This window comes from Oleiphilus sp. HI0080, assembly GCF_001635135.1.
Genome location: NZ_LWFU01000807.1, coordinates 1 through 5,973, shown reverse-complemented (window position 1 = coordinate 5,973; position 5,973 = coordinate 1). Strand labels below are relative to the sequence as shown.

Genomic DNA, 5,973 nt, shown 5'->3' with positions numbered 1-5,973 from the left:
GATCATTGAATGCCGCTTTGAATTCTGCGAAAGATCCAAATGCTGCGTTAATCGCGTCTGCCACTACGCCCGTAGGTTCGCCGCCACCGTTCGGGCTTAGGCAGTTCCAGTAAAATGTGTGGTTCCAAATCTGCGCAGAGTTGTTGAAAACAGGGCCAGAAGAAGTCTTGATGATCTCTTCAAGAGACTTACCTTCAAACTCTGTACCTGGGATCATGCCATTAAGCTTGTCGACATACGTTTTGTGATGTTTGCCGTGGTGAAATTCAAGCGTCTCTTGTGAAATGTGAGGCGCAAGCGCGTCGATTGCATATGGAAGTTCTGGTAGTTCGATAGCCATTAGGCGTCTCCAATGTTGTGTTGGTTATTCTGGGTGTTCAATTTTTGAGACTTGGGATGTTATCACCAAGTCTTTTGCGCNTCTATGTTGTAAATGTTGCGGTTGCGACAGTTCAGATACGCAGATGGTCGCGCTTTGTATTACATTGAGGCGTTTATACGCTTTTCAACTGTCTAAATTCAGGATAAGGCTCAAGGTGCTGGACGATATTCTGTACGCGCCAGCGGAGCTCTTCATAGCTTGGTGCGCTCACGTTTATGTGCCCCAGCTTTCTTCCCGGCCGCTCTTCTTTTCCATAGAGGTGAACTTGTGCATAGGGAAGGCGCAGTACGCTTTCAATGTCGCCCTTGTGCCCAATAAGGTTAATCATACAGCATGGCTGGTTGGCTTCGGTGTCTCCCAGCGGGAGGTCTGCAATTGCGCGCACATGATTTTCGAACTGGCTGCTCATGGCCCCAAGCATGCTCCAATGGCCGGAGTTATGGACACGAGGTGCCATTTCATTTGCAATCAGGCCTGATTCGGTTTCAAAAAGCTCAAGGGTTAGCACGCCCACGTGACCAAGCTCTTCCAATAGCTCTTTGATATAAAGGCTTGCTTCAGCAGTGATGTGTTCTGCAACCTTTGGCGCAGGCGCTGTCGAATAGCGCAAGATGCCATCGTTATGCTGGTTTTCAGCCAATGGGTAAACTTTTAGTTCGCCAGAGGCGCTTCGTATGGCAATGATCGATAGCTCGCGAGAGAAGTGAATAAATTCCTCTGCTATTAAAGTGCGGCCCCCTATCTCGGCCCAAGCTTTAGCTACATCTTCGGTCTCTCGAAGTACAAATTGACCTTTTCCGTCGTAGCCCTCGGTTGTCGTTTTGCATACTAGAGGAAAGCCAAGCTGTTCAGTCGCTGCTTTTAGTTCGCGCTCTGAGTCAACGATGTGGTATTTCGTTGTCGGGATTCGCAACTGGTCAAACAGTTTTTTTTCTTTCGTCCTGTCTTGGCATATCTCGATCGACTTTGATGGGGGGTAAAGAGTATGTTGTTGCTCAATGTGCTGCGTTAATTCAAGTGGAAGATGCTCGAATTCGTAAGTAATGACATCGCAGTCAGCCATGAACTTAATGAGTGCTTCGCTTTTTGTTGGCGAATCAGTTTCAATGTAGGTCGGCTCAAGTCCAACGCTAGGGCTGCCACTTGTATCAAAAAACTGGAACTTCATCTCGAGCGGTAGTCCTGCGAGCGCGAGCATTCGCCCAAGTTGTCCTGCGCCAAGTACGCCGATGGTTTTCATTTTTTAGCCTCTCGGGTCTGCTTGAGAAAGAACGGCTTCGGTTTGTTTTTGGCGAAACGCTTTCAGCTTGCTTCGAACGTTCTCGTCTTGTAATGCAATGATTTGCCCTGCTAAAAGTCCGGCATTTTTTGCTCCAGCGGTACCTATCGCAAGAGTGCCTACTGCAATACCTCCAGGCATTTGAGCAATGGAAAGAAGTGAGTCTAGACCATTGAGTGCCTTGGATTGAACCGGAACACCAAGTACAGGAAGCGACGTTTTAGAAGCAACCATCCCCGGTAAATGCGCTGCGCCCCCAGCGCCAGCAACAATAACCTGAATACCTTTTTCTTCAGCTGTTTCGGCGTATTCAAAAAGAAGATCAGGTGTCCTATGCGCAGAGACAACGCGCGTCTCATAGCCGACACCTAATTCGTCGAGCATAGTTGCTGCATGTTCCATCGTGGGCCAGTCGGAAGTCGAGCCCATGATAATACCAACGGTTACTTGCATCATTTTACTCCTTGATGTGCGGCCGAATGCGGTCTGAGTCAGGAAAGTGGCATATCTTATTCACCCAGTGAATACCATGCAAATGCTATTTAGAAATCTCTGCGTGCAAGTTAGAATCGGGGCTACTGAAATAAATAAAAATATTGAGGAAAAATATGGATGGTCTTCGCCCGGAACGGGACGAGCTTGATCGTTTTCAATCGAGATCAGCACCTTCTAAATCAAAGAAAGCAAAACCGAAAGCTGAGACTGTTTCCAAGTCAGAGGCGGGTGGCCCAAAGAATGCTGCTCCTCTTTTTGTTGGCAGCTTTGCGCTGACATTAGTGCTTTTCGGGTTTCTTGGCTGGGCCTATATGACGCAGAGTCAAGCGTTGTCCAGGGTGGAGCAGGATTTGGCGGAAGCGATGGATTTTGTAAATCAAAGCAAGCTTTCGATGGCGCGTCTTGAGGGCGAACTCAACGAGGCGGGCGCTGAGCTGGAAGAGTCAGGGAGCGCCGCGGCTGAGAAATTGAAATTCTTGGATTCTGAAATGCGGAAGTTGTGGGGCGTTGCAGGCGATAAGAACCGAAAAGCGATATCTCAGAACAAGGATGCGCTTGCAGGGTTGGGGAGTCGGTTTTCTCAGTTGAAGGAGAAAGATTTGACGCCGATGCAGTCGCAACTAGCAGTGCAGACCAAGGAGATAGCAAAACTGCAATCGCAAGTTGCAGAATCGATAGCGCTGGCTCAGCAAATGCCAGCACTAAAGAAGCAAGTTGCGAATGGACAAAGTGAGCTGGCGCTTACGCGTGAAGCGATAGAGGAGAGTGTTGACGATCTAGCGACGCGCATCTCAGAGCTCAGTGATAGGCTTGGTCGTATAGCGAAGTCTGATGCAGGCAAGCAAGCGGTCGAAAATGCTAAGGCGATTGCGTCTATTGATGCGAGTCGCAGACAGATAAATGAACGTATTGTTGGTCTTGATCGGCGTTTAAACGAGCTTAAGCTTGAGGTTTCTGCTGGCAGCGCTCCATAGAGCGCCTGAAAACGGATATTACTTCGCAAAATCGCGCGAGGCGAATTGCTATACTTCAAGGATGAACTTTATTTTACTTCAATTGCGTTTTTTGGTCTGCATAGCGGTGGTCGCCGCTGGGTGGTCTGTTTCTTTTCAGTCTGTTGCTGATACGACCGCGCCATATTCAAAACCGTTCCACAAGCAGGGGCGAGGTTGGTATCCATCGATTTATTGGTCTACCGGGCGCAACTTCGGTTCCTACTATTTGCCCAATGAGACGGGACGTCCCTTTGAGGAGCTTAAGGACACAGAATGGAATCCTGAAGAAAACGGTTTGATCTACTTTTATCGGCCTTATTCTCAGTGGGCTGATGAGGAAGTTGAGGCACCAAGTTACTACCTAAATGACGAGTTGGTTTTTAACTTGCGATCGGGAAGCTGGACCGTGGTTGAATTACCGGCGGGCAGTTATGACTTTGCGGTACGTAAAAGCTTCTTACCAATGCTGGGTTTTGAATCTTTTGATGACAAGCTCATGATGGCGTTTGACATGAACTTGCAGGCGGATATTGGGCTGGAAATTGACCCCGGAAAGATTTTCTACATTCGTCACTCTGAAGAGTCTCTACCGAAACAGTTGCACCCCGATTTAGCTCCGGACGATGAAATGGCGTCCGCCGATGTGCAGTTGGTTTCAAGAGATTTAGCGATGGAGGAAATGCCACACACTCGTTTTCTTGACCACACGTTTTGGACATCTAACGATTCGGATCAAGCTGAGGAGTTGCTCAACGGTGAGATGCAAGATTATGGCTGGTTTTCTGTCATTTGGCCTTGGTCGAACAATTTCCTTTGGGGGTTTCCGATCTGGTATTTGCCTAGTGACATGTATCGAGAGCTTAAGGGTGAGGATAATTTGACCCTCGAGCAAGAGCTGTATTTTTATCACGAAGATGTAGATGCTTATCTGGCCGAGATTGAACGAATTCGAGAGCCTCAGATGAATTGGTTGGCGCCTTGGAGAGAGCCTCGTAGAGAGCTTTCACTAAATGATGAGCTGACCCTAGAGCGTTTAGAGGCGGCTGCGCGGGCAGGGAATATTAAGCCGGCGCCCTATGATCCTGATTTTGCTGAAGGGGACGATTTTGATGAGTTTTTCTGGTTTAACCCTTTTGGGAAAGAGCTGCCTGTTGTTCAGTCGTTGCCTAAACCTGAGCGTGTTGCTCTTACTGAAAGGGAAGAGGAGCGTGAGAGGATTTTGCAACAGCTAAATTGATTGGCCACAACATCAAAGTACCTGTTTTTTCAAGAATTTCGTCTCAGTTAACAAAGCATTTCAAATTCCTAAAAAAACCCGAAATAGTGATTGACAGTAAGGGCCAAATCGTTAAAATGCGCATCTCGATTTGAGCAGGGTGGTTAGCTCAGCTGGGAGAGCATCGCCCTTACAAGGCGAGGGTCACAGGTTCGATCCCTGTACCACCCACCAAACCGCTCAAGTCGAAAACAGCTTTAAGATGCGGACCGGTAGTTCAGTTGGTTAGAATACCGGCCTGTCACGCCGGGGGTCGCGGGTTCGAGTCCCGTCCGGTCCGCCACTTAAGTTGTCACCCAGATGGGTGGTTAGCTCAGCTGGGAGAGCATCGCCCTTACAAGGCGAGGGTCACAGGTTCGATCCCTGTACCACCCACCAAATCCTTTACTAGTTTGGCTCAGCTCAAATGGTTTAGGTAGAGTTTTTAAAGATGCGGACCGGTAGTTCAGTTGGTTAGAATACCGGCCTGTCACGCCGGGGGTCGCGGGTTCGAGTCCCGTCCGGTCCGCCACTTTAAACTTCTTTCTCTGGCTTTTATTTTTCTTTCTTTAGTCGCAGTACTTACATATTTCTCGAATGCGATTTCCTCCAATTCGATCGTCCTCTATTACTATTTAGTCTGATCGTGCTTTGGTCCGTCTCTGTAGCTGCCAGGGCTCATTCCGCTCCAGCGTTTAAAGGCTCTATGAAAGGCGGATGGAGAAGAAAAACCTAGAAGAAAAGCAATCTCCGTAAAGTTATGCTTTGTGTCTCGAACATATGTTTGAGCGAGCGCATTTCGAGTGTCATCAAGTAATGTCTGAAACTTAAATCCTTCGTTGGCCAATCGTCGGCGCAGTGTCCAGCCTGCGATGCCAAGTTTTCTAGCAATGGATTCGATGTTGGGCGGTGTGCCCGTGAGATTTGCGGATATTAGATCAACGACTTGGTCCGCAGTGGTCGTTCCAGAGTTCCATTTACGTCTTTCTTGTTCGCAGATTTCCGTCATTTTAGAGAATGTGGTCGCGCAGCTGTCTGTGAGTCTTTCGTGGTGATGACCCCGTTTCAGAACTAAAGCATTTCGTTTTTGACTGAATAGTATTGGGCAGCCAAAGTGTGTTTCAAATGAATCAGCATGACTCGGCTTGGGGTATTCGATCTCGATGTGGTGGCAATGGACTTTGTCTTCGGTGTGTTGTTTACAAAAGCGCCACCAAGTGCTCAGCATGGCATCGACGACAAAAAGATTATATCTATTGTATGGGCTGATTGAGTAAAAGTGGCACACAGCTCTTCCGTCTTCTATGTAGAATCTAGATTTTCCGCGGGAATTTTGACTGCTCAGTGTTTCCATGTTGATGAGTAATCGAAGAGCCGACTCAAGATCTGGTGCGCATTGCGCTGCAAGTGCGGCCAGGCCTGTAGTGCCATTGTGCGTTTTCGAACCGAATACCAAGCCCAGATCTGGTCTCCCAGTCATGAGAATCGCCTGATGACCCAAGCGCATATACTTAGGAATGCTTATCCTTGTATCGGGAGTAGTTAGAAACTCATCGTTAAAGGAGAA

Annotated in this window: 5 protein-coding genes, 4 tRNA genes and 1 pseudogene; 6 read left to right on the top strand and 4 right to left on the bottom strand. The window is 48.1% G+C overall.

Annotation, left to right across the window (positions count from 1 at the left end):
• From A3751_RS16515 to purE, 3 genes and pseudogenes are all read right to left on the bottom strand, one after another.
• Window positions 1-340 (bottom strand): annotated as a pseudogene (locus A3751_RS16515) (superoxide dismutase [Fe]); the annotation flags it as partial.
• A 154-nt stretch (window positions 341-494) separates the two neighbouring features.
• The gene (locus tag A3751_RS16510) at window positions 495-1,622 is read right to left on the bottom strand and encodes a 5-(carboxyamino)imidazole ribonucleotide synthase (RefSeq protein ID WP_068458013.1); all 1,128 of its coding nucleotides are present in this window, start codon (window positions 1,620-1,622) and stop codon (window positions 495-497) included.
• A gap of 3 nt (window positions 1,623-1,625) precedes the next feature.
• The gene (gene purE, locus A3751_RS16505) at window positions 1,626-2,114 is read right to left on the bottom strand and encodes a 5-(carboxyamino)imidazole ribonucleotide mutase (RefSeq protein ID WP_068458011.1); all 489 of its coding nucleotides are present in this window, start codon (window positions 2,112-2,114) and stop codon (window positions 1,626-1,628) included.
• 155 nt (window positions 2,115-2,269) lie between these two features.
• Here purE and A3751_RS16500 point away from each other — a divergent pair, with 155 nt between their 5' ends.
• The 6 genes from A3751_RS16500 (at window position 2,270) to A3751_RS16475 (ending at window position 4,938) form a co-directional block, all read left to right on the top strand.
• On the top strand, window positions 2,270-3,130 hold the full coding sequence (locus tag A3751_RS16500) for a hypothetical protein (RefSeq protein WP_068458009.1): 861 nt from the start codon (window positions 2,270-2,272) through the stop codon (window positions 3,128-3,130).
• 61 nt (window positions 3,131-3,191) lie between these two features.
• Window positions 3,192-4,388, top strand: coding sequence for a DUF2846 domain-containing protein (locus A3751_RS16495; RefSeq protein ID WP_068458006.1), 1,197 nt, complete (start codon window positions 3,192-3,194; stop codon window positions 4,386-4,388).
• A 137-nt stretch (window positions 4,389-4,525) separates the two neighbouring features.
• Window positions 4,526-4,601, top strand: a tRNA-Val gene (locus tag A3751_RS16490).
• A 32-nt stretch (window positions 4,602-4,633) separates the two neighbouring features.
• A tRNA-Asp gene (locus A3751_RS16485) sits at window positions 4,634-4,710 on the top strand.
• A 19-nt stretch (window positions 4,711-4,729) separates the two neighbouring features.
• A tRNA-Val gene (locus A3751_RS16480) sits at window positions 4,730-4,805 on the top strand.
• A 56-nt stretch (window positions 4,806-4,861) separates the two neighbouring features.
• Window positions 4,862-4,938: transfer RNA gene (locus A3751_RS16475), tRNA-Asp, on the top strand.
• A gap of 99 nt (window positions 4,939-5,037) precedes the next feature.
• On the opposite strand, the gene A3751_RS16470 is transcribed toward A3751_RS16475, so the two are convergent.
• Window positions 5,038-5,973 (bottom strand): AraC family transcriptional regulator (locus tag A3751_RS16470; RefSeq protein WP_068458004.1); only part of this gene is annotated, 936 nt, incomplete at its 5' end.

Coding starts and splice junctions, on each gene's coding strand:
- A3751_RS16510 (WP_068458013.1), bottom strand. CDS start 1,622: ATGAAAACCATCGGCGTACTTGGCGCAGGACAACTTGGGCGAATGCTC.
- purE (WP_068458011.1), bottom strand. CDS start 2,114: ATGCAAGTAACCGTTGGTATTATCATGGGCTCGACTTCCGACTGGCCC.
- A3751_RS16500 (WP_068458009.1), top strand. CDS start 2,270: ATGGATGGTCTTCGCCCGGAACGGGACGAGCTTGATCGTTTTCAATCG.
- A3751_RS16495 (WP_068458006.1), top strand. CDS start 3,192: ATGAACTTTATTTTACTTCAATTGCGTTTTTTGGTCTGCATAGCGGTG.